This window comes from Halorubrum alkaliphilum (assembly GCF_017873815.1).
In the GTDB taxonomy this organism is placed as follows: domain Archaea; phylum Halobacteriota; class Halobacteria; order Halobacteriales; family Haloferacaceae; genus Halorubrum; species Halorubrum alkaliphilum.
The window spans coordinates 1-20,215 of record NZ_JAGGKQ010000014.1 but is presented as its reverse complement, the minus strand read 5'-3'; the positions used below and the strand labels follow the sequence as shown (position 1 = coordinate 20,215).

General features: G+C 58.3%; 23 protein-coding genes and 2 tRNA genes. 18 read left to right on the top strand and 7 right to left on the bottom strand.

All coding sequences use genetic code 11. The features are described from left to right. Window positions 1-43: 43 nt before the first annotated feature. Window positions 44-514: a DUF5812 family protein gene (locus J2751_RS09740; protein ID WP_209485593.1), complete on the bottom strand. Its 471-nt coding sequence runs from the start codon at window positions 512-514 to the stop codon at window positions 44-46. Window positions 515-601: 87 nt separating this feature from the next. Beyond that, complete coding sequence (locus J2751_RS09735; protein WP_209485591.1) at window positions 602-1,171, bottom strand: hypothetical protein; 570 nt, start codon at window positions 1,169-1,171, stop codon at window positions 602-604. A 118-nt stretch (window positions 1,172-1,289) separates the two neighbouring features. Between J2751_RS09735 and J2751_RS09730 the strand changes: the two genes are divergently transcribed. Beyond that, window positions 1,290-1,898: an undecaprenyl diphosphate synthase family protein gene (locus J2751_RS09730; RefSeq protein WP_209485589.1), complete on the top strand. Its 609-nt coding sequence runs from the start codon at window positions 1,290-1,292 to the stop codon at window positions 1,896-1,898. Window positions 1,899-1,907: 9 nt separating this feature from the next. On the opposite strand, the gene J2751_RS09725 is transcribed toward J2751_RS09730, so the two are convergent. The 3 genes from J2751_RS09725 to J2751_RS09715 all read right to left on the bottom strand — a co-directional run bounded on the left by J2751_RS09725 (window position 1,908) and on the right by J2751_RS09715 (window position 4,572). Beyond that, window positions 1,908-3,086 (bottom strand): inorganic phosphate transporter, encoded by a 1,179-nt coding sequence (locus J2751_RS09725; RefSeq protein WP_209485587.1) that lies wholly within the window; start codon window positions 3,084-3,086, stop codon window positions 1,908-1,910. Window positions 3,087-3,671: 585 nt separating this feature from the next. Continuing rightward, window positions 3,672-3,742: transfer RNA gene (locus tag J2751_RS09720), tRNA-Gly, on the bottom strand. A 107-nt stretch (window positions 3,743-3,849) separates the two neighbouring features. After that, window positions 3,850-4,572, bottom strand: coding sequence for an enoyl-CoA hydratase/isomerase family protein (locus tag J2751_RS09715; RefSeq protein ID WP_209485585.1), 723 nt, complete (start codon window positions 4,570-4,572; stop codon window positions 3,850-3,852). Between the two features lie 59 nt (window positions 4,573-4,631). Between J2751_RS09715 and J2751_RS09710 the strand changes: the two genes are divergently transcribed. The 4 genes from J2751_RS09710 to J2751_RS09695 all read left to right on the top strand — a co-directional run bounded on the left by J2751_RS09710 (window position 4,632) and on the right by J2751_RS09695 (window position 7,704). Further along, window positions 4,632-5,297 (top strand): DUF7114 family protein, encoded by a 666-nt coding sequence (locus tag J2751_RS09710; protein WP_209485583.1) that lies wholly within the window; start codon window positions 4,632-4,634, stop codon window positions 5,295-5,297. Window positions 5,298-5,381: 84 nt separating this feature from the next. Next, a tRNA-Thr gene (locus tag J2751_RS09705) sits at window positions 5,382-5,455 on the top strand. Window positions 5,456-5,609: 154 nt separating this feature from the next. Then, window positions 5,610-6,809: a tyrosine-type recombinase/integrase gene (locus J2751_RS09700; RefSeq protein WP_209485581.1), complete on the top strand. Its 1,200-nt coding sequence runs from the start codon at window positions 5,610-5,612 to the stop codon at window positions 6,807-6,809. A 181-nt stretch (window positions 6,810-6,990) separates the two neighbouring features. Continuing rightward, window positions 6,991-7,704 (top strand): hypothetical protein, encoded by a 714-nt coding sequence (locus J2751_RS09695; protein ID WP_209485579.1) that lies wholly within the window; start codon window positions 6,991-6,993, stop codon window positions 7,702-7,704. Window positions 7,705-7,797: 93 nt separating this feature from the next. Here the strand turns inward: J2751_RS09695 and J2751_RS09690 are convergent, their stop codons facing one another. Beyond that, window positions 7,798-8,913, bottom strand: coding sequence for a PDDEXK family nuclease (locus tag J2751_RS09690; protein ID WP_209485577.1), 1,116 nt, complete (start codon window positions 8,911-8,913; stop codon window positions 7,798-7,800). A 147-nt stretch (window positions 8,914-9,060) separates the two neighbouring features. On the opposite strand from J2751_RS09690, the gene J2751_RS09685 reads away from it, so the two are divergent. The 11 genes from J2751_RS09685 to J2751_RS09635 all read left to right on the top strand — a co-directional run bounded on the left by J2751_RS09685 (window position 9,061) and on the right by J2751_RS09635 (window position 15,498). After that, entirely contained in the window at window positions 9,061-9,309 is a 249-nt protein-coding gene (locus tag J2751_RS09685; protein ID WP_209485575.1) for a helix-turn-helix domain-containing protein, read from the top strand. Window positions 9,310-9,952: 643 nt separating this feature from the next. Then, window positions 9,953-10,267 carry a hypothetical protein gene (locus tag J2751_RS09680; protein ID WP_209485573.1) on the top strand — a complete coding sequence of 105 codons (315 nt, stop codon included), beginning with the start codon at window positions 9,953-9,955 and terminating at the stop codon, window positions 10,265-10,267. Next, window positions 10,260-11,927, top strand: coding sequence for a DNA primase family protein (locus tag J2751_RS09675; protein WP_209485571.1), 1,668 nt, complete (start codon window positions 10,260-10,262; stop codon window positions 11,925-11,927). Before J2751_RS09680 ends, J2751_RS09675 begins: the two co-directional genes overlap by 8 nt. Window positions 11,928-12,667: 740 nt before the next feature. Beyond that, a complete protein-coding gene (locus J2751_RS09670; RefSeq protein ID WP_209485569.1) occupies window positions 12,668-12,904 on the top strand; it encodes a hypothetical protein in 237 nt (78 codons plus the stop codon). Further along, a complete protein-coding gene (locus tag J2751_RS09665; protein WP_209485567.1) occupies window positions 12,904-13,404 on the top strand; it encodes a hypothetical protein in 501 nt (166 codons plus the stop codon). Before J2751_RS09670 ends, J2751_RS09665 begins: the two co-directional genes overlap by 1 nt. Then, on the top strand, window positions 13,397-13,585 hold the full coding sequence (locus J2751_RS09660) for a hypothetical protein (protein ID WP_209485565.1): 189 nt from the start codon (window positions 13,397-13,399) through the stop codon (window positions 13,583-13,585). The genes J2751_RS09665 and J2751_RS09660 overlap by 8 nt, the downstream gene beginning before the upstream one ends. Before the next feature lie 212 nt (window positions 13,586-13,797). Beyond that, window positions 13,798-13,971, top strand: coding sequence for a hypothetical protein (locus J2751_RS09655; protein WP_209485563.1), 174 nt, complete (start codon window positions 13,798-13,800; stop codon window positions 13,969-13,971). Next, complete coding sequence (locus J2751_RS09650) at window positions 13,964-14,341, top strand: DUF6166 domain-containing protein (protein ID WP_209485561.1); 378 nt, start codon at window positions 13,964-13,966, stop codon at window positions 14,339-14,341. The genes J2751_RS09655 and J2751_RS09650 overlap by 8 nt, the downstream gene beginning before the upstream one ends. A gap of 443 nt (window positions 14,342-14,784) precedes the next feature. After that, on the top strand, window positions 14,785-15,021 hold the full coding sequence (locus J2751_RS09645; RefSeq protein ID WP_209485559.1) for a hypothetical protein: 237 nt from the start codon (window positions 14,785-14,787) through the stop codon (window positions 15,019-15,021). Between the two features lie 19 nt (window positions 15,022-15,040). Continuing rightward, complete coding sequence (locus tag J2751_RS09640) at window positions 15,041-15,271, top strand: hypothetical protein (protein WP_209485556.1); 231 nt, start codon at window positions 15,041-15,043, stop codon at window positions 15,269-15,271. Window positions 15,272-15,273: 2 nt separating this feature from the next. Then, a complete protein-coding gene (locus tag J2751_RS09635) occupies window positions 15,274-15,498 on the top strand; it encodes a hypothetical protein (protein ID WP_209485554.1) in 225 nt (74 codons plus the stop codon). Window positions 15,499-15,507: 9 nt separating this feature from the next. Here J2751_RS09635 and J2751_RS09630 read toward each other — a convergent pair whose 3' ends face one another. Further along, window positions 15,508-16,509 carry a hypothetical protein gene (locus J2751_RS09630; RefSeq protein ID WP_209485552.1) on the bottom strand — a complete coding sequence of 334 codons (1,002 nt, stop codon included), beginning with the start codon at window positions 16,507-16,509 and terminating at the stop codon, window positions 15,508-15,510. A gap of 181 nt (window positions 16,510-16,690) precedes the next feature. Here J2751_RS09630 and J2751_RS09625 point away from each other — a divergent pair, with 181 nt between their 5' ends. Then, window positions 16,691-17,347 (top strand): hypothetical protein, encoded by a 657-nt coding sequence (locus J2751_RS09625; RefSeq protein ID WP_209485550.1) that lies wholly within the window; start codon window positions 16,691-16,693, stop codon window positions 17,345-17,347. Between the two features lie 89 nt (window positions 17,348-17,436). After that, window positions 17,437-20,115: an Eco57I restriction-modification methylase domain-containing protein gene (locus tag J2751_RS09620; protein WP_245202712.1), complete on the top strand. Its 2,679-nt coding sequence runs from the start codon at window positions 17,437-17,439 to the stop codon at window positions 20,113-20,115. The last annotated feature ends 100 nt before the right edge of the window (window positions 20,116-20,215 follow it).

Below are 20,215 nucleotides of genomic sequence, written 5' to 3'. Positions count from 1 at the left end.
CTCGAATAAGCCTTCTTATCTCCCGGATCGGAACGGTTCGGCGTCAGGGGAGATAGCGCACGCTGAGAACGCCCGGTTCCGAGCGAATCTCCACACGGTTCACGCCGAGCCTGGCGGCCCGGGACAGCGTTCCCTCGCGATCGTCTATCACGTCGTCGACCGCGTCGTCCGTCCGGTCCTCGGGCGGACGCAACACGTGAATTTCGCCCGTGCCCGCACGCGGCTCGCGGGTCAACTCGCCGACGGACAGCTCCGCGGCGAGTTCGCGCTCCTGAACCGTCGGCGGCTCCTCAGTCCGCTCGATGGAGAGCGGCCAGCGATCCGCCACCTCGATCACCTGATACGTGACTTCCATCGGTGGGTCGGGAGCGACGGTCGCCTCGACGGCGTCGTCGACGTCCAGGCCGGGATTCGAGCTCAGGGTGTGGACCTGTCCGTCGTGGACGTCCTTGAGGACGGCCGACTCCGACTCGACGTGTGTCACGAGGAACGTGCTCTGCTTGTCATCGGTCATCGTGAGGAGGAACGTGGTCGAGACGTTTCCGCGTTTCGAGCCGTCATCGCCAACGCAGTCGGGGGAACCCAGCCGTGTGCGGACGGGTCAGGAGGTGTCAGAAGAGTCACTCACATCGGATGAGTCGGAAGCATCGCTCGCGTCTGCTGAGCCGGAACCACGGAGGCGGTAGTGGGTGACGAACACGACGGCGGCAGCAGCTATCGGAGGGACGGCCCCGGAGACCGGTGGCAGCGCGTATAACGCGGAGACGACCGTTGACTCGGTCGGGTCACGGAGATCCGCCGGGGCGGAAATGACCATACCGAGGTACAGAGAGATCAGAAACAGGAACCCGGAGTATGCCAACCAGCGATCGTACCCGGCGGCGACGGGGTCGTTTCGGCGGTGGCGACGGGCGACGAAGAGCAACGGGGCCAGAAGCGGTGCGACCGCCGCAAAGCCGGCGATGACGTATAAGGAGCGAGAAAACAGGAACGTCCCGCTTTGGACATCGGCGGTTTCGCCCATCCAGACCACGAGCGCGAGCGTGACGACGAGCGCGATGGCCCCGGCCGCCAACCCGCCGACGATCCCGTACACCCGCATCGTCCACGACTCGGTGTGACGGATCGCGTAGGGGATCGCGCCGAACACCCCACGGTAGCTATCGGTCATCGGACGAGCTAAGAGTGACGCGGGATTAAATCCCTCGTCCGCAGACGACTCCGTCTCGTCGGTCGGCTCGCCGAGCGGTCCCACGAACTCTTATACGCTTCGCGCGAAACGGGCCGGTGTGGGCCTGTATGACGCGTACCTCTCCGTTCGCCATCGGCTCCATGACGGGACTCCCCCTACGCACGTGGCGATAGTCATCACGGAACGGGACCTGCTCGCCGACGGCGCGTTCGAGACGCTGGCGTCGACGCTACGGTGGGGGTTCGAGTACGGCGCGGAGCGGGTGACCGTCTCGGTGTCGGTGTTGGATCCCGCCGTCGTTCCGTCGTTGGTCCGGGAGTTTCGGCGGCTCGACGCGCCGCACCCGATGTCGATCCGCGGTCCGGACGACACCGAGCCGGCGGACGCGCCGATCCGGGTGAACGTCGGACTCGGCGGGAAAGCCGAGTTCGCAGCCGCGGTACGGGATCTCGCCGGCGACGTCGATGCCGGAGAGATAGGTCCTGAAGAGATACACGAAGAAACGATCGCCGATCGGCTCGTGTTCCCCGCGGAGCCGGATCTCGTTATCAAAACCGGCGCGGAGCGGCTCTCGGATTTCGCCATCTGGCAGTCGGTGTACGCCGAGCTCTACTTTACCGACGTGAACTGGCGCGATTTTAGACGACGCGATTACCTGCGGGCGGTGCTCGATTTCCAAGACCGACAGCGCCGATTCGGGCGGTGAGGAGAGGCGTCACCAAACGAACTCGAACAGGACGTAAAACGTCACAAACGCGCCGATCGTCGAGAGCAACGGGACGACGTTCTGTAACACGACGACCCTCGCGGTGGTCGACGGATCGAACAGATCCGAGGCCGCCGGGATGTCGTCCGGGTCCTCCTCGCCGATCTCCGTCACCTCGTCGCCGGGTTCGTCGGCCTTCAGCGCGCTGACGGAGACGTTCGCCTCTCCGTCCCCGCGGATCCCCTCGCTGACGGTAACAGGTCGCGTCGCACGTCCCCAGCCGAGACCGACGATCGACATCGTCGCGATGATGACGAACGACGCGGGGATCCCGATCGCCGAGAGCCCGATGACGATCCCGGAGGAGACGACGGCGACGACGATGGCGGCCGTCAACGGGAGGTCGGTGATGTCGTTGCCGAGGGTGTCGAGCGTTCGGCGCGCGATCGTGAACGCCCCGACGGCGACGGCCGCGCTACCGAGCAGGATCATCGGGTTCATCTCGACGACGCCCGCACCGACCAGCGGCGCGATCGCGTTCGCGATGTTCGACGTCCCCGAGGAGAACGCCATCAGACAGCCGATGGCGACGACGACCACCGCACCGACGACCTCGCGACGGGTCGTGTTCGGGCCGAGCGAGGGGCGAGGGAGAAGGCCGGACCGATCGAAATCCAGGAGCGGTCCCTCCGTGCCCTCGATCGCGACCCACTGGTTGATCCGAGGATAAAAGTATCGACCGATGACGCCGGAGACCCAAAACCCGATGATCGGCGCGACGAGCCACCAGATGGCGATCTCGCCCATAACTGCCAGATCGAGACTGCTCGTCGCGACGCCCAGCCCGGCGATCGCGCCGACGGCCGTCATCGACGTCGACGCCGGGACGCCGAAGTAGTTCCCGACGAACAGCGCGCCGCCAATAAAAAAGAGAACGATGATACTCGATTCGAGCGTGAACACGCCCGCCTCGGTGATGAGGTCCTCCCCGAGCGTGTCGACGACGCGCCGCCCGAGCGTCCCCGCACCGATGAAGAAGAACACGGACATCAACGCGGCGGCACCCGCCTTCGAGATCACGCCCGCGCCGACCGCCGGGCCGAACGCGGGGCCCGTCGTCGCTCCGCCGATGTTGTATCCGACGAACGCCGCGACGACGAGACCGACGACGAGGAGGATCTCAACCATTCGTCTGAAGAAACCCGTCTCTTACGGTTAAGCAGTCCGCTTTCCGAAACGAATCCGCACCGCGTACGGCGGTGACAGCGTGTCCAACGAACGGGAGGAGTCGGGTCGACCCGGAGCCGAACGGTCGTCTCGACGACCCTTATAGCTCAACCAAGAAGTGGCGCGCGCGAGAAACGCGCGCGAGGGAGTCGGCGGCGACTGGAGGGGGCCGCCGACGAGGCTGGGGAGGTGTGAGGTGTGGTTGCGGTCGGCTGGGGCTTTGGAGGCCTCCATCGACGATCCGCGGTCAACGACTTATAAATGAACGGCTGGGGCTTTGGAGACGATTTCGGTACCCTCAATCACTTATAAACCGCCGCCAGCAATCTCGCTCGTCCACTTATAAACGATCATCACAGTGTATCGAGACACCCACTCTCGGTGTCACTCAAAAAGCAGTTCTCGTCGACCCAGTCTGTCGGACAGCGGCGTACGAGGGGATTTCACACTCACAGTGATTTCGCTCACGTTGTTCGCAAAATACACCGGCCGAGATTCCCGCGAGCAATGCGAGCGGGAAGCCGGGCGGGGCACGACCGCAGGGAGTGCACCGGCCGAGATTTGAACTCGGGTTGCAACCATGGCAAGGTTGCGTGATACCACTACACTACCGGTGCGTACTTCGCAAATACGTCTCGTCGGGTCGGATATTTAAACCTGTCACATCGCGTCCGGCGGTCGGGGCGAGCGGTCACGACTCCACCACCGGTTCGGCTCGCTCGGCTTATGAGTCTCGCTCGTGTGGCTCCTCGTCGCCGGCACGATCCGAGCGGATCGATGCGGCGTGTCTCTCCACGAGCGTCTCGAACGCGGTCGCCTCGGCCGCCTCCCGCGTCGCGTCGTCCCGTCGGTCGCGGATCCGTTCCTTGATGACCCGGAGCGCGTCCGACTCTCCCTCGGCGATCTCGTCGGCGACCGCTCGCGGATCCGCGGCCACGCGCGAGACCAGCCCGGTCCGGAGGGCGTCGTCGGCGTCGAGGACGCGGCCGGAGAGCGCGAACTCCAGCGCGTCGCCCTCGCCCATGACGCGGGGGAGCCGGACCGTCCCGCCCCACGCGCCGAACAGCCCGAACCGGACGCCGGGCTCGGCGAACGTCGCATCCGGCGTCGCGACCCGGACGTCGGCGGCGAGCGCGAGTTCGACCCCGCCCCCGCGGGCCGCTCCGTCGATCCCGCAGACGACGACCGCGTCCGCGTCAGCGAGCGTTGAGGCGACTCGCTGTCCCTGCCGGGCGAAGGCGGCCGGATCGTCAAGGGTCGAAACGACATCGAGGTCGGCACCCGCACAGAACGCGTCGCCGGCACCATGGAGGTAGACGACCGGCTCCGTCGCCTCCGCGACGGCGGTCCGGAGTGCCGAGAGGTCGGCGGGCCGTAGGGCGTTTCGGCTGTCCGGTCGATCGAGCGTGAGAACGCGCACCAGCCCCTCCCCGCGGCTGCGTACCATGGTGTTGGGAGGGGGTCGTTTCCAAAGGTCTTTGCCCTTCCCTATCGAATCAGATCGTAATGGACGACACCGCGCGGGCGCGCAACGCCGCGCTCGAAGCGCTCGCGGACGTCGAGCCGGATCGGCTCCGCGAGACGATCGGAGACCGGCTCGCGGACGCGGCGGTGACGCCGGGCGTGTTGTCGCTCGTCACCGCGCGCGCGCTCGATCCGGACGTTCACCTCGGGGAAGTCGTCGACCGAGCCGCCGGCGTCCAGCTCATCTACGAGGGGCTCCGTCTCACTCGCCGACTCTCCCACGAGGAGCCGTGGGAGTCCGCGGCGACCCCCGAGAGCGACATCGACGCCGACATGGACGTCCTCGCCGCCGACGTGCTCGTCTCGCGGGGCTTCTCCCTGCTCTCTCACACTGGCGCGGCCGCGGCAGCGGTTGAGGTAGTGCGGGCGTTCGGGCGCGACCAGACCCGCCGCGACCGGGTGGGGATCGACCCGGACGATGCGACGGCACTCGACAGGAACCTCGAAGTTGATGCCCTCGAACTCGCCGTAGTCGCCGGAACGACCGCGGTCGGCGGGGATCCACCCACAGAGCTACTCGAATACGCCCGCGAACTCGCCGCTGACTACGACGGCGAGTTTCCGCCGCCGGGCCGTGCCCTCCCCGAGACGACCGCCGACCGGATCGCGGACATCTCCGAGCGAGCCGTCAGTGCGACGGAGCGCTGACTCGGCCGCCGAACTCGACGGACCGGAGCCGCATCGGGGTCGGATCGAAACCCATAAAGTTGGTTCCGGACAACCAACGACTGCGCCTGGGTAGCTTAGCCTGGTAAAGCGCGTCCTTGGTAAGGACGAGAGCCCGGGTTCAAATCCCGGCCTAGGCTTCAGCGGCCTCAGCGTCTCTCTGACCTGATTTCGACCTTCTCAGGAGAGACGAAATATGTCCAAGAACGTCCGAAAAAACTACAACCCGATAGCCGCGCCGTCTTGCGATTCCAGAAAGTGTCATGGCACACAAACAAATCGAGGGGTACAGGGATGACTAACCAGCCCGATCCGCTGGACAATCTCCCCGCGGGTAATGGCGCTCCGCGGGAAGGTCTTCCGCCAGCTCCGGAACAAGTAGAGTTTGACTTCCCACTCGTCAGCGAACGCTCACGCGAAGACCTCGAAGCGTATGGCCTCAATATGGTCGAAGACTACCACGACTTCAAGAAGGAACTCCTCTCGTGGCTCGCCACATACGGCAAGCATCCAGAGAAGGGTCAGGGCCTCGCAGAGAGTACCCTTCAGTCCACACACTACAAGCTTGAAATCGTCTTCCGATGGCTTTGGGAGGACGAGGACGCCTACACGACAGCGTTCACACCGGATCACGCTGACCGCTTCATCCGCCTCCTCAATCGTTCAGATGGGATGGCTGATTCAAGCGTGCTCCACTACGGGAAAGCAGTTCAGCGGCTATTCAAGTATCAGAATCACATTCACGGAACCGATTACGACTGGGAACCCAAACCGGAGCTGAGTCAGGCGACCGGCGACGAACGTGACTACCTCCGCCGAACCGCGTTCAAACCACTCTATCAGGCCGCGCTGGAATACAACTCGGTCAAGAGCTATCACAGCGATATGTCCGCTGAGGAGCGTGACAGACTGAAAACGCACGTATCACAGCGCCTTGGCGTGCCCAAGTCGGAAGTCGGCCCCGAGCACTTCGAGCAGGCGAACTCGTGGAAGGAACCGTCGATGATCGCTGTAACGCTGGATACCGGACTTCGTCCCATCGAAGTGGGTCGGGCCACCACGGACTGGGTCAACCTTGAGAACAACGAACTCAACATCCCCAAGGACGAGTCCACTAAGAATGAGGCCCACTGGAACTGCTCGATCAAGAAACGCACGTCAAGAGTTCTCGAACGATGGTTAGAGGAGCGAGCAACGTATGACAAGTACAACGGTCGGGATGAACTCTGGCTCACGAAGCAAGGGAGCAAGTACAGTTCAAAATCGTGCAACTATCTACTGAGTCGCCTCGTTGACGAAGGTGATCTACCCATCCCAGACCACAAGGAGATCACGTGGTACTCGATTCGTCACGGAGTAGCTACCTACTGGGCGAATCACATCGGTCCACATCACGCAAAGGAACAGCTCCGTCACAAGAGCGTCACCACGACGATGAAATATCTCCACTCTGACGCTGAAACTCGCAACGACGCCGCCGAGCAGATCTGGTAGACACCCTGCTGTCGGAGCATCGGCTTACGTCGCGACAGCAGGGTCGCGCTGTCCTTCGATTTTGACTGATATATCAAAGTTTATTTACACTAACAAGTATATAATATAAACAACAATTCAGGGAAATGACACCAGGCTCAAGAGAGGCATCGCTCGCCAACCAATCACCGAGAACGAAACTATGAGTGACAACAAACGCGACGACGGCAAGTACAGAAATGACGACGAAGTCCGCTCAGGACACAACAAATACGATGTGTTATCTGTGCTACAGAAATCGATCAGAAGAGGCGACCGAGAGAAAGCGATGTGGGCGGCATGGTCTCTCACGCGCTCAGGAATGGCTGGTCTCTACTGGCATCGTATCAAGGTAATTATGATTGAAGATTGCCTACTACCTCCCGAAGAAGCCCACATCGTCCAGACGGTTCAGACGCTCCACGACCTCGCTACAGGGAAATGGGACGACGACGAAGGTATGGGGGTCGCGGCGGCCATGAGGTGTGCGTCAATCTTAGCGATGTGTACCGGGTCTTATGAGACACTCCTTATGAAGTCGTACTGGAGTAACGTGGCCGAGGAAGGTGACGACATCAAGGAGATTCAAAAGCAGTTCCCGATTCCGCCCGAGCACGAGAATCTGGGGAAGGTCGGGAGAATCTGTCACGATATGCATACTTACAAAGGGAAGAAGCGGGGCGAGAACTACGCCTCATTCCTGATCTCGGCATCACGTACAGATACGATGACCGATCTCGGGCGCGACTACCGGCGACAGCTAATGGAAATGTTGTCCTACAAGTTTACTGACGAGCAGGTCGAAGCCGCCACGACACCTGTGACAGAGCAAGAAGACGCCTGGGATGACCCAAGCGTCGGTTTCCCGCGTCACTAAGTGGGCATAGACCCACCCCCAGGTTTCGGCCCCAAACCCTCCCGTTCGGGCGTAGCGGCTCACCCAGGTCCACTTTTACTCGGGGGCAAGATTTCACCGACTCGCGTCGAACACCCCATGTGCCGTTTCAATAAGATCAGCGAACTTGCTCGCAATTTCGTCTTGTATCTGCTCATCGTACAATGGCTCTACGGTCTCAATCCCCCAGGTGAACATCACCACACGATAGGTAGACCGCGTATGGCTCACCTCGAACCCCTGCTGTCGGAACTGTTGCTCAGCGTTCCGCACTGTCTTGACAAGCCCATCACCGTTATTGACATCCAAGGAGACTCGGACTGTATCATTTTCAATAGGCTTCACTCTTAGACTGTACTCAATTCCCTCGGGATGATCCGGATTCTGAGATTGAACGGTCGGTTCCCGACGTGAAAAATCTGACACTACAGCATCTGGATTCTGGGCATGGAGGAGATCACCGACATAGCCGAGAGTCCTGTCCACAATCTGGCGACTGATGTCTTCGTACGTCGGCTTCCCGTGTCTGTCTGGTCTAACCTCACGTAAGTCGTAATCCACGACAACATTGCTAATAAGAACATCAGTCTGCTCATCAGGATTGTTGTATAGCCGCACCTCTTGACACTGAAGATTCAAGCCTTGATCCTGGAGGTAGCGAGCATTTTGTGCCGTTTGGTCGGTGATCTCCTCGGCGAGCACTACGAGGCGTTGCTGTTGATTGAACCATCCCGATTTCAGCGGTTGCCCGAAGACCGCCTCAAACGCATCGTCCAGAGACTCTGCTGGAACAGCCGAACTGCCTACCTCCCACTCACCTGTCTGGATCTGCTGACGATACTCCTGGTACAATTCGTTGAGGTCATCGTAGTCGAACGGAGCCAACGCCCTGGCATACTGCTGAGGTTGCGAGAGGATGGATTCTTCGCTGGCGCTACCTGAACCGCTCAGACCCCGCTTAAGCTCGAACACCGTGACGTTGCCAAACTGATCGAGTGCGACGAGATCAGGGAGACCGGGATCAAGACTCGGCTGACGGCTGAAAATGAACACCTGCTCGTTCAGCAACAACTCAGGGTTTTTGTGAAGTAGAGATTCCAGTTCCTGCTCGGTATCTACTGGTTGGTGGTTGAGTTCCGATACACTGGTTGATCCGTCGGCTGGCGTGGGTTTTGATTTAAACGCTCTCATGCGTCCGACCGATACGTCAGACCCACAGCATATAGAATTGAGTACCATAGGCTAAAGACTTGAATACTCTATGCTATCAACATGAGACAGTAATGCTATACATAGACCAAAGGGGAGCGCGGAGTAATGCGGCCGCGTGTTCCCTGGATGACGAGTGCAGATAACCGGATCCTCGAGTTTCTCGATGAGACGGACATCGTGGCCACGCCGCACGTCATTTCCGCGAACATCGATTACAGTCAGCAGTACGTTAACGAGCGCGTCCGCATCCTGGCGCAGAATGAGTTAGTCGAACAGACTGAGGGCGCATTGTACCGAATCACAGACCGTGGACAAGCATATCTGACCGGAGATCTCGATGCCAAGGACCTGCCGCCGAAGCACGAAGACGAGTAGTATGCCCCCCAAGAGCGATTGTTAGAAGTCACAGGGGTCCGAATCTCGAATAATCAACCAACGGGACTGCGAATTAGTATAATTTGTGTTATAAGAAAGGTGGAGATCCACTCTTTCAGACGGGTAACTCTCACCCGAAATTTCCTATGACTGCCCCACCCAGTAGAACACATCTTCGACGCTTCTTTAGCCAAAACTTTTATTATCTTTCCCTTCCTACTATTTATAATATTCGAAACTATCTTTAACCTCGGTCACATAGATTGAATTGATTCGATTTATGAAATCAGACCAGCGCAGTACAATACCCGTTACGAGCAAGACGCGCCAACTGGTCAAACGAAACAAGCGTGGGGGAGAGTCATACGATGAACTCCTACGCAAAATGGCCAGACAATACGACCCGGAGGTGACTACGCAATAACTCTCTACTGAGCGTAAAGTGGACCGACACTACCGGGCCGACTGATTGGTACCCAGAAAACCCGGTATGTCGGGAGGCTGGTTCGCTCGGTAGGTTTTGAGGAACCATGGTATACTTAGACTTACAAGCAATTAGACGTTTCGGATTTTGGACCCATCGGAGGGTTCGGAAAGGTATTGTCCAGTGGCTGGTGCGGGTCGAACCGGGGGTGACGGAGTGATGGCGACAGCTCACTATCGGTCTCAATACAGCGACTGTCCCATTTGCGCGTGCGATGGGTTCGACGCTGGATTCATCGACAAGCGTCTGAAGGCCGACTACTGGCCAGAGGGTGCTTGGAAGCCGAACATTCAGCCGATGAAACAGGAGCTCCAAGATCGGTTCGGGCTTACAGTATCCGAAGCCGACGTTGAGGAACACTGGGAGTTGCACGTCGCACACAGGCTGGATGGGTATCGGGAATGGGCCCGCGAGGAAATGAAACACAGTCCGTTCGAAGACCCGCACGAAAAAGGGTGGCCTAACGATGAGTGACGTAGATCTGGTTGAGGAAATGCACGATACACTCGAAGCTAACGATGAAGATCCGATGACACTTCTGGATCACCGTGAGTGGCCGTACATCCTCGCCGAGTGGTACGACTCCGACGAGTTCGAGGACAAGAAGAAGTACCAGAAGGTCGTCAACTACATCAACTGGCGGTTGGTCGATATGCGCCGCGACGATTTCGATGATCAAATCGAGTCGGTTGTCGCCGAGATCCAGGATGACGAGGACTCACAGTCTATCCACGAAATGAGTTCCTCGGAGTTCTTCCGCGAGTTCACTTGGAACGATATGCCTGATCGCCAAATAGCGTACTTTTGCCACCTGTGGTGTAAGGAAAACGCTCAGATCGTCTTCAGTAATGGTCGAATATTCGTCTACGATGGAGACATCTGGGTTAACGAGCCAAAGAGAGTGGCAAAGATTCTCCAGGGGCTCCTTCGCGCTCACTACGGCAAACACGTCAAAGAGGAGTTTCTCGACGGCTATGTCTCTGTCAACGACGCCTACCAAGTGGACTGGAACGAGATGGGCATCGGCGGTCCGCGCTGTGTGGTGGAGAACGGTATCCTGAATCTCGTTGAGGGTGAGATCGAGCGCGAAACCAGACCAGACGATTACGCTCTCATCCGCTTCCCGGTCCGGTGGGAAGGAATGGATGCGGAACGTGATCGATGGAGCAACGAGTTCTTGGATCGAAGCGTAAACGACGGCGATCTCCAGAAACTCCAGGAATTCGCCGGATATTGTCTCCACACCCACAACTATCCGTACAAGAAGGCGCTGATGATGCTCGGCGACGGCAACAACGGTAAAGGCGTCTTCGAGGACGTGATCACCGCCGCCATTGGTCCGGACAACGTCATGAACTACGGGCTCCGCGATCTGTCCGGAGCCAACTTCGGTCTCCAGCGACTCCAGAACACGGCGGTCAACATCAACTCTGACATCGAAGGCAACGAGATCACCCGTACCTCGGCGTTCAAGAAACTGACCGGCCGCGACCGGTTCAAAGTCGAGCCGAAGTACGAGACGCCCTTCGAGATCGAGAACGCGGCCAAGCTCATGTTCGCGGCCAACCGGATTCCCGACGTGGATACAGACGACCTCGCGTTCTACAGTCGCTGGATTTTCGTCGAGTTTCCCCACCGCTTCACCACGCGCGATGATGACGGCTACTTCGACGCCGATCCTCACATTGCCGAGACGATTATCGAGGACGAGCTATCAGGTGTCCTGGCTTGGATGGTTGAGGGGTACCAGGAACTCTGCGAACAAGACCACTTCACCGGAGAGATGGAGCCCGAGGAAGTCCGAACTGAATGGTCGCACCTGTCGGACCCGACGGTGACGTTCATCCGGAACTTCGTGACGGACGGACATCCCGGTGAGGAAGGAGATCCACTCGAAGGACGGATGACCGTCTCCACGCTGTACCAGCTCTACCAGAGGTACATGGCGACGACTCCCGTATCGCCTGTGTCAAAACAGAAACTGGCTCGATCCATAACGAACAGGTTCGAGGCCGAAACCGTCTCCGAACGACGTGGGCCGGATAACGACGACGTAGCGCGAGTGTGGGATGGCGTGTTCATCCCCCACAACAAACGCGAGGAGATCCGGGAACTCCGCACCGAGTCGCTGTAACAGCCAGGGTTCAGCCCCACCCCTCGGAATCCCGGGTTTCAGAGCCTGAGAGTCTAATGTAACAACCCTGTCTATAGGCTGTTACACCGCTTACAGCCACTCTATCTTTTGATTTCGGCTGTTTCGGAACCTATGTAACAGCCCAGCACTTCATTTCGGTGGAATAGAGTTGCTCACTGTACAGTGGGGAAGACACTGTGGATTTTGTGAGGGAAAAGAGTGGCTCTGCGCTCGGCTCTGAGTCTGTGCTGTTCTCCCTGATTTGGCCGCTAATAGATCCTCTACCTCGTGTAACAGCCTAAGTAGGCGTTGTTACAATCAGCGACGGGGGCCCAGAGCAATGGGCGAGGGAAGAGATGCGCACCACCTGCTGTCGGAACGTTTGCTGACCAACGACTGTACGGATACCGTTACCTTGGGTTCCGTCTCGACAGCAGGGTTCGGATCTGTCTACAGCCAATATATCTACTTGCGCGGTTGCGGATCTTTGTGAGATAGGGGACGAGGTGAAAATCAAGGAGAGCGCGTCATTACTATCAGCAATATGTTTATTCGATCTCTGGAAAAACCGCTATCCACGGAATAAGTAATATCACCCGTCTTAGATATTACTATAATCCTTCCACCCCTACTATCTAATACAGGGAATCCATAGCTACAGCTCTCGGAACTTGGTTCCGGAGTAGGAAACCGGTGATAGGAGCACCGGTCTGTGGGCTTCCCTGAGGAGCAAGGAAGCAATGTCAGATACGAGTTCAAGAGTGGAAACGCTGTCGGACAGACACCCGGATGCGGAACAAGTCGGCCCGCATCTGGTCATCGACAAGGCGGAGTGGGTGCCCGGAAAGCATCCTGATTCTCATCGGCAACACGAGAACCAGACCGAGTACCTGGAGCGATACCTCCGGTGTATCCAGTGCGGTGTTGAGGTGCTTCGAGAGCGTGACTTCCCGGACAACTGTGAGGGTGAGCCGTAATGAGTCAGAATCTCCCTCCTGGAGTCTCACCCGCCGATATTGACCGACACTTCGGGGGACCGACTCACGAACACGAGTGGGAACCAGTCGAGCGCGACTATCCGATTCTTGAGGATATGGCGGCGATATTCCACGAGCGATGTGTGTGGGCCGAAGTCGTCAACTCGTACACCGACCGCCAACGCGATGAGGTCTATTACGAGTACGGTCGCGAGTGTGATGAGACGCGGTGGCGACGGTTCGATCTCGCCTACGCGACAGAGCTGACGGGCGACGAGTATCCAGAGCTACAGTTAGATCGAGGCGACATTAACCGGCTCGAAGAACAGGATGCAGAGTTGTTCGACACTATCGTTGAAGCCGTCATTGAGGCCGAGCAAGCGTTCCCGAACGAGACAGAGATCGTAGAGATCGACGCTGATCCTGAACAAGGGCAAGTGGTTATCCGGCACGATGGGTTCGAGTTCGGTTACGGACCGGGGGTGACTGACGATGAGTAGGACCGAAGAAGAGTCGTTGTGTCGGGAGCTTGGCTGTCAGAAGACGGGGACTCACGTCGCAATTGTGAACGCGCCAGTTCGAGGATATGCGGAAGACCCGGTCTGTACTGAGCACGCGGAGAAGGCTCGGAGTCACGCCTACGTCAGAGAAGTCCGACGACGAGGAGGTGAGGAGGCGTGAGTTCCGAATCCGTTCAGCCTGACGTGGAGCCTCGCACTCGCAGGGCGCTCAAGGAGTATATGACTGTCATCGAGGAAGCCCCAGCGATGTTTAGTATTTCAACTCAGTCAGGCTCGGAGTACACCGTTGACCTCCGAGAGCCAGCTTGTACCTGTCCAGACTTCCAGCATCGAGAGGAAGTAACAGAATGTAAGCATATCAGGAGAGTTCGAATGGAGGTCGGCCAAGTTGATGTTGAGTCGCTTGAGGAAGAACTCGAACGCACTGCCAGCGAACTGGTGATGAGTGCCGAACAGCTTGAGCAACAAGCTGACGACCTCCACGCGGAAGCCTCGAACTTGGAGTCCGCAATCGACCGGCTTCAGGAGGTGACAGGCTGTGAGTAGCGACAAGCGACCCTCAATCGCGGATACTCCGGGTAGGGTTGGAACGACGGAACAGGCCGTCTACCGTGGCCGCCGCGACCCCTCTGCCCAGGTCGGTGACGAAGTTGAGGTGATGGTTGATGGCGAGTCGTTGGATTACCGGTATGATCTGCTTAGTGCCAGTCCCTCGGGATTCGAGTGGGGATACGGTGGAAGCGGGCCAGCACAGTTGGCTATCGCTACTCTCGCACACGCGTACAACAACGAGTTCGCCTGCGAACACTACCAGCGATTCAAATGCGAAGTCGTATCGGAACTCCCCGAAGAAGGCTGGACGCTGACGAAACAGGATCTCGATGTGTGGCGTCGGGGGGTGATCGACGATGCTTAGAGCCTGGATCAGGTTCATCCGTTGGAACATCCGTTTGTGGTACCCGGTCCTGCGATTGTTGGGACGGGTCACAGGTCAGGAGGACCGCGTCGAGACGTGGATCGATCTTACCGAGGAGAATCTTCAGAACAGCCTCGACAGGCTGGCAGGTGACGACCAATGAGCCGTCCCGACCCAGCGGCGGCGATGAACGGTGTTGGTACGGGTCATATCTGTGACTCGTGTAACAAGCGGATTCAGCACGGCGACAAGGCAGGCCTCTATGCCACGTGGTACGACGAAGGCGGGTGGACACCCCGACGGACGTGGTGTCTCGACTGTTGTCCCGAATCAGTTTATCCCAGCACCGAGGGAGCCGACGAAGCGATCTTGGTCGGTGTGTTCTTCAGCCATCGGCTCGCAGGTATTCGCGTTCGAGATCGGAGTACGCCAGAGGAGGAGCGATGCTGACCTTCACGAAACACGAGTCGGCAACGTGCCCGGACTGTGGCACACCCTTGGTCTACGGGCTAAAGGAGGAAGCTTCGGGCTGGAAGGTCTACTACGAGTGTAACAACCGCTGTGGCTTCGAGCGAATGACGGGCCGGGTGAAGCTGTCCAAAGTAGACCATCAGGACGATATACACGAGCTCGCCCGAGAGATGGGTGAGCAGTGGGCCGACCGTAACGAACAGGGGTAAGCCCTGAGAATCCCCATTTATGAAACGCTTCGAGGTTGGTGATCGTGTTCGGATCGACATTCCCGATACTGACGATCCCGACTTCGACCGCTACCACGAACGAACCGGAAAGGTATACGAGGTGATCGAGGACGACGCTGGCGAGGCAACGGGTGACGAACGCGACTCGTACCTCTTCAGTGTAGAGTTCGAGAACGGAGACAGCGACCACTTCCGCTGGCGCGATCTTCGACCAGCACCGGAGAAATAAGGATGGAACTCACGGATCGAGAACACGAAGTCGTGACCAACGTCTACGGCGACGAGACGCCCCGCGATCTCCGAGAAGTCGAGACCGAGCAGTTAGTGGCGATGCACGAACGGGTATCGAAGGCTGTACAAGCCTGCTACGAAGAGACAGGTGTAGACAAAGACAGTCTCGGCATTCTTCTCCCACTGGAAGGAAAGATTGTTCAGGTGCTTCACGCACGACTTTGATGGACAAGATCAGGTGGATTCCTCCAGTTCTGTCGTGTATTCGGGATTCTGCTGGAGCTTCGAGAATGAGACGTACCGATGGCCTTGGACGAACGCAACCGTTCGGTCGGAATCACTCGCTGTCTTGTCGTTTGTGATCGGATGTGCAAGCTCTTCGCCCTCTCGAAGGAAGATCACTTTCTCTGTGTCCCCATATCGCTCTGACCCCTCGGCATGTAACTGTTCGACGCCGTTCAGCAGTTGTTCGCGTTGGGACCGTGAGAGATCGGGATGTCCTCGGACTGTTTCCTCGGTGAGTTCGATACTCTCGATAGAATCTGTGACTCTCGGTATGGTGGGCTTGATTTCGCCATCTTTGTAGAACGCCATGTACGAGACGGGTTTGAACGACCGGTTCGGTTGACAGAAGTAGAGGCCGTGTTTCTGGTATTCCGGCCAGGCCTTCCTAGCCGCAACGACGAGCACGCGATCTTCCCTCCCGCCAACAAGGTCCTCGTCGTAAATGAACCGGATGAGTTCGCGGAGCAGGAACGCCTCGCGTTCGGTGGGAACGGACATACTCATCTCCGCCGTTCCCACGTCCCGATCCAGGACGGTTTCGACGGTGTCCACGAGTGTGTCGAAATTCACCCACACGATCCGCTCATCCTCGATCTCGACTATTTCCTCAGGGATTCGTCCGTCAGGTGTTAGGACAATAAGTCGCTGGAGTTCCGAGGAATCGTCATCGAGTGCTTTCAGGTGATTCTCCAGTTGTCCCCGGTCAACCGCGTCACGACTGGTCTTCGTTTCGAACCAGAGCGCCGTCGAACTTCTGATTGCGGCATCCGGTATGGATTCGACACCCGTCACCTGATTATCGAATGAGACGAGGCCCAGATCCGATTCGTCGATGAGTGCTTCGAGAATATCCTCCGTCAGTTGGTTGTTGACGTGTTCGAGGACAGCGATGATCGTTGAGGTAACCCGATTCTCGCCCTGGGTATACGTTGAGAACAGAGGATTGGGCATAATCAGTTTACAGATACCTGTTTCAAAAAGTCTCTGTCGCTGTCAGCATAAAGGTCAGCAAGACACTTCTCCGGCATATATTCCCGAATCTACTGCCACCTGATATTTGAATTGGAGAATGCGTAAATGTAGAAATATATTTATCCATTCGGTCTATAGTATGCGGAGAGGAGAGATACAGATGGCGACAAACCTCGCTCCGACACGAACCGACGTCGAGATCGATACCTACGCGCTCGTAATCCACGAGGGCGGCCAAGACCTGTACCAGTACGAAAAACCAACCCCCTGGGAAGAACCAGAATGGATCGAGAAGCGTCAATACGATCATGGTGATGTCCCCCCACTAAATTTGGAGCAGACACAGGTCGAACAGCAAACTAACGGTGAGAGTCTACAGTGGGTGACGCTGTACGCCTCGGAACTCGATGCCGATACCGAGCAGGTAGGTTCAACGTCGAATGATAACAACGACTCCGACAACGAATCCTATCGTGGATACGTAATTCGGTTCTCTGACGGCCAGATGATCCCTGATGAAGATGAAACCACACAAACGACGCAGGAGCAGAATATGGGGGCCGCAATCGATTACCTCGTCAGAGAGTATGATTTGATCGACGAGATCGAGATTCCATATCTGCCGTCTTGGGCTCGACAAAACTGTACCATCAACTCTGAGGAAGCCCATCCCAACGGCGACGAGATGCGAGGGGCCTACGAACTGACTGGCGGTTACTATCTGTACACGTCCCTGAACAAGAAAAGCAAGAAAGATCGAATCAACGATCTCGCTGGTAAGGTCGATCTCGATCCCGAGTTCCTGGGGAATTGGTAGTTCTACCTTCACCCATACGTGTGCGTTAACGAGTATGTATCTCAGTGTGCCACCAAATTATATGAAACGCGAACTATTCGGATAGGTATATGACCTCTACGTTTCTTTCCTCCCGAAACGGACGCCCCTGGAACTACGATCGGGAGGGGAATGAGTACGAGTACTACCAAGGAAACGGCGCAAGCCAACTGGAGATCGCAGTCGCCGATCACGGTGAGCGCCCGACGAAAGAGTTCCTGCGGAAGACGTACTCGGATCGTCGTGGAAACCGCGCGAACCCGATTCTGATCGTCGCCATCTACGGCGACAAGGTCGGTCTCTGTGGCCCGAGTGGTGAAGAGCCGCCCATCTATCGTGACGTTGACCGCGGACAGGCCGAACGGGTGTGCGATGCCGCGCTCGACAAGCCGGATCGGTTCACCGCTCAGCAGTTCCTCAGCGAGATGCTCCCCCAACTCGACGAGGAACTCACCGGGCTCAGGAATCAGGGACTGCTTTCGACGCACGAACTCCGCGTCGGTGTCCCCGAACGTGACGACTGGGAGGACGCGACTGAACAGGCTCGTCGCGCCCTCGATGACGATGACCCACGGGAGATGGTCAAGGGGCTGAACTACGAGATCGACCAGCTCACCGACCAGAGCTACGTCCTCAAGGACTCCAGCGACGGCCACGAACGCGCAGTCGCGATGTTCCTACAGGAAGACGAGTCGTTCGACCACGCCCAGGACCGGTTCGTCGGCCAGTCGCCGGTCGCCTACGCCCTCAACGAGGCCGACAAGCGCAACCTCGACTACGTCATCGGGAGTAGCGGTGACACGCTCCGACTGTACACCACGAACCCCGATGCCGGGTTCGGGTCGCGCGGTCGTACAGACACCTATGTCGAGGTGAACACGAACTTGCTCGCCGACGACAAAGCCGCGTATCTCTGGCTCCTGTTCTCCGCGAACGCGCTCCGGGACGAGGGAACGCTCCACGACATTATGGAGCGGTCGAAGGACTACGCCGCCGACCTCGGCGCGCGCCTTCGTGAGCGGATCTACGACGACGTCGTCCCCGATCTCGCAGAGGCCATCGCTCGTGCTCGTGATCTGGAGGACCCGACGAAAGAGGATCTCGACGAAACGTACGAAATGGCGCTCGTCCTGCTGTACCGGCTCCTGTTTATCTCCTACACCGAGGACGAGGAGTTCCTCCCGCGGCGGCGCAACGCCCGCTACGATCAGGACTCGCTCAAGCGCAAGGCCCGCAACCTCCACGAGTTCGTACAGGACGAAGGCGAGTTCGACGAGAACTTCTACGACCACTGGGACGACGTGATGCACCTCTCGCGGGCGATCCACCACGGCCACGACGAGCTGGGCCTGCCCGCCTACGACGGTCGGCTTCTGTCCGAAGACCCCGATATTTCGGAGGCCGGGGCACGGCTCGCAGACATCCGGCTCGACAACTCGGAGTTCGGCCCGGTGCTGGTGAGTCTCCTGATTGACGAGACCGAAGACGGATTCCAGGGGCCGGTGGACTTCCGGAACATCGGTGTCCGCGAGTTCGGCGTCATCTACGAAGGGCTCCTTGAGTCCGAACTCTCACAGGCCGACCAGCCGCTCACCGTAGACGACGAGGGACGCTACGAGCCCGTCAGTAATGACGGACAGCAAACGCTGGGTGAGGACGACGACGGCGTGGTCGTCCAGGAGGGAGAAGTGTACCTCCACGGTCAGTCTGGGGAGCGCAAGGCTACCGGAACGTACTACACCAAGACTCGGTTCGTCGAGCATCTGCTGGACTACTCGTTGGAACCCGCACTCGACGACCACATCGAACGCATCGACCGGCTTCGAGAGGAAGAGGGCGAGAACGCCGCCGCGGACGCGTTCTTCGACATCCGAGTGGCCGACATCGCGATGGGATCGGGACACTTCCTCGTGGGTGCTGTTGACCGTATCGAGTCGCGGCTCTACTCGTATCTTACTGAGAACCCACTGCCACCTGTTGAGGATGAACTCGACAACCTCGAAGACGCCGCGTTAGACGCGTTTGCCGACGAGGAGTACGCGCCACCGGTTGAGCGAGGACAGCTTCTTCGTCGGCAGGTTGCCCGACGGTGTATCTACGGCGTGGACCTCAATCCACTGGCGACGGAACTCGCACGGCTGTCTATCTGGGTCCACAGTTTCGTTCCCGGCCTCCCGTTAACATTCCTCGACTACAACCTCGTGACGGGCGACTCACTGGCAGGGATCGGTACGTTGGACGAGGTAACCGATATTCTTGATATGGAACAGTCTTCCCTGGAGATGTTCATGGGTGGCCAGAGCGTGATGGACGAAGTGCGCAATGACATTGATCGCCTCGGGGACTTCGCGGATGCCAGCGCCGAACAGGTTCAGGAGGCTCGTGAAACCAGGGCAGAGATTGAGACGCGTATCGATCAGGTTCGGGCACGCTTCGACATCTTGGCCGCCTCACGGATTGACGATGACATAGATACGGGTCCGGTCTCAGACACGAGTATTGATGACGTAACCGCACTACCCGCATATGATCGAGCACAGGAAGTACTTGAGTCAACTGACCCACTACATTTCCCTGCTTCATTCCCCGAAGTATTCGATGGCGATCAGTCTGGGTTCGATGTTGTCGTTGGCAATCCTCCCTGGGAGAAGGCGAAAGTCGAACGTCACGCATATTGGTCCAGACACTTCCCGGGGCTCAGATCACTGACACAGAATGAACGGGATGATAAAATATCGGTACGTGTTTAGCCCGAGCTGATTTCGTCACTGTCTCGTAGATAGAGACACGCGGGGGACACATGGTCCGTCAGCAGGAATCGGGAATGCCTTCTCAGGGATGGTCTCCGAG

Bases quoted from the DNA above. Each gene is read 5' to 3' on its own strand.
- J2751_RS09740 (WP_209485593.1), bottom strand. From the start codon at position 514: ATGACCGATGACAAGCAGAGCACGTTCCTCGTGACACACGTCGAGTCG.
- J2751_RS09735 (WP_209485591.1), bottom strand. From the start codon at position 1,171: ATGACCGATAGCTACCGTGGGGTGTTCGGCGCGATCCCCTACGCGATC.
- J2751_RS09725 (WP_209485587.1), bottom strand. From the start codon at position 3,086: ATGGTTGAGATCCTCCTCGTCGTCGGTCTCGTCGTCGCGGCGTTCGTC.
- J2751_RS09715 (WP_209485585.1), bottom strand. From the start codon at position 4,572: ATGGTACGCAGCCGCGGGGAGGGGCTGGTGCGCGTTCTCACGCTCGAT.
- J2751_RS09710 (WP_209485583.1), top strand. From the start codon at position 4,632: ATGGACGACACCGCGCGGGCGCGCAACGCCGCGCTCGAAGCGCTCGCG.
- J2751_RS09700 (WP_209485581.1), top strand. From the start codon at position 5,610: ATGACTAACCAGCCCGATCCGCTGGACAATCTCCCCGCGGGTAATGGC.
- J2751_RS09695 (WP_209485579.1), top strand. From the start codon at position 6,991: ATGAGTGACAACAAACGCGACGACGGCAAGTACAGAAATGACGACGAA.
- J2751_RS09690 (WP_209485577.1), bottom strand. From the start codon at position 8,913: ATGAGAGCGTTTAAATCAAAACCCACGCCAGCCGACGGATCAACCAGT.
- J2751_RS09685 (WP_209485575.1), top strand. From the start codon at position 9,061: ATGACGAGTGCAGATAACCGGATCCTCGAGTTTCTCGATGAGACGGAC.
- J2751_RS09680 (WP_209485573.1), top strand. From the start codon at position 9,953: ATGGCGACAGCTCACTATCGGTCTCAATACAGCGACTGTCCCATTTGC.
- J2751_RS09675 (WP_209485571.1), top strand. From the start codon at position 10,260: ATGAGTGACGTAGATCTGGTTGAGGAAATGCACGATACACTCGAAGCT.
- J2751_RS09670 (WP_209485569.1), top strand. From the start codon at position 12,668: ATGTCAGATACGAGTTCAAGAGTGGAAACGCTGTCGGACAGACACCCG.
- J2751_RS09665 (WP_209485567.1), top strand. From the start codon at position 12,904: ATGAGTCAGAATCTCCCTCCTGGAGTCTCACCCGCCGATATTGACCGA.
- J2751_RS09660 (WP_209485565.1), top strand. From the start codon at position 13,397: ATGAGTAGGACCGAAGAAGAGTCGTTGTGTCGGGAGCTTGGCTGTCAG.
- J2751_RS09655 (WP_209485563.1), top strand. From the start codon at position 13,798: ATGGAGGTCGGCCAAGTTGATGTTGAGTCGCTTGAGGAAGAACTCGAA.
- J2751_RS09645 (WP_209485559.1), top strand. From the start codon at position 14,785: ATGCTGACCTTCACGAAACACGAGTCGGCAACGTGCCCGGACTGTGGC.
- J2751_RS09640 (WP_209485556.1), top strand. From the start codon at position 15,041: ATGAAACGCTTCGAGGTTGGTGATCGTGTTCGGATCGACATTCCCGAT.
- J2751_RS09635 (WP_209485554.1), top strand. From the start codon at position 15,274: ATGGAACTCACGGATCGAGAACACGAAGTCGTGACCAACGTCTACGGC.
- J2751_RS09630 (WP_209485552.1), bottom strand. From the start codon at position 16,509: ATGCCCAATCCTCTGTTCTCAACGTATACCCAGGGCGAGAATCGGGTT.
- J2751_RS09625 (WP_209485550.1), top strand. From the start codon at position 16,691: ATGGCGACAAACCTCGCTCCGACACGAACCGACGTCGAGATCGATACC.
- J2751_RS09620 (WP_245202712.1), top strand. From the start codon at position 17,437: ATGACCTCTACGTTTCTTTCCTCCCGAAACGGACGCCCCTGGAACTAC.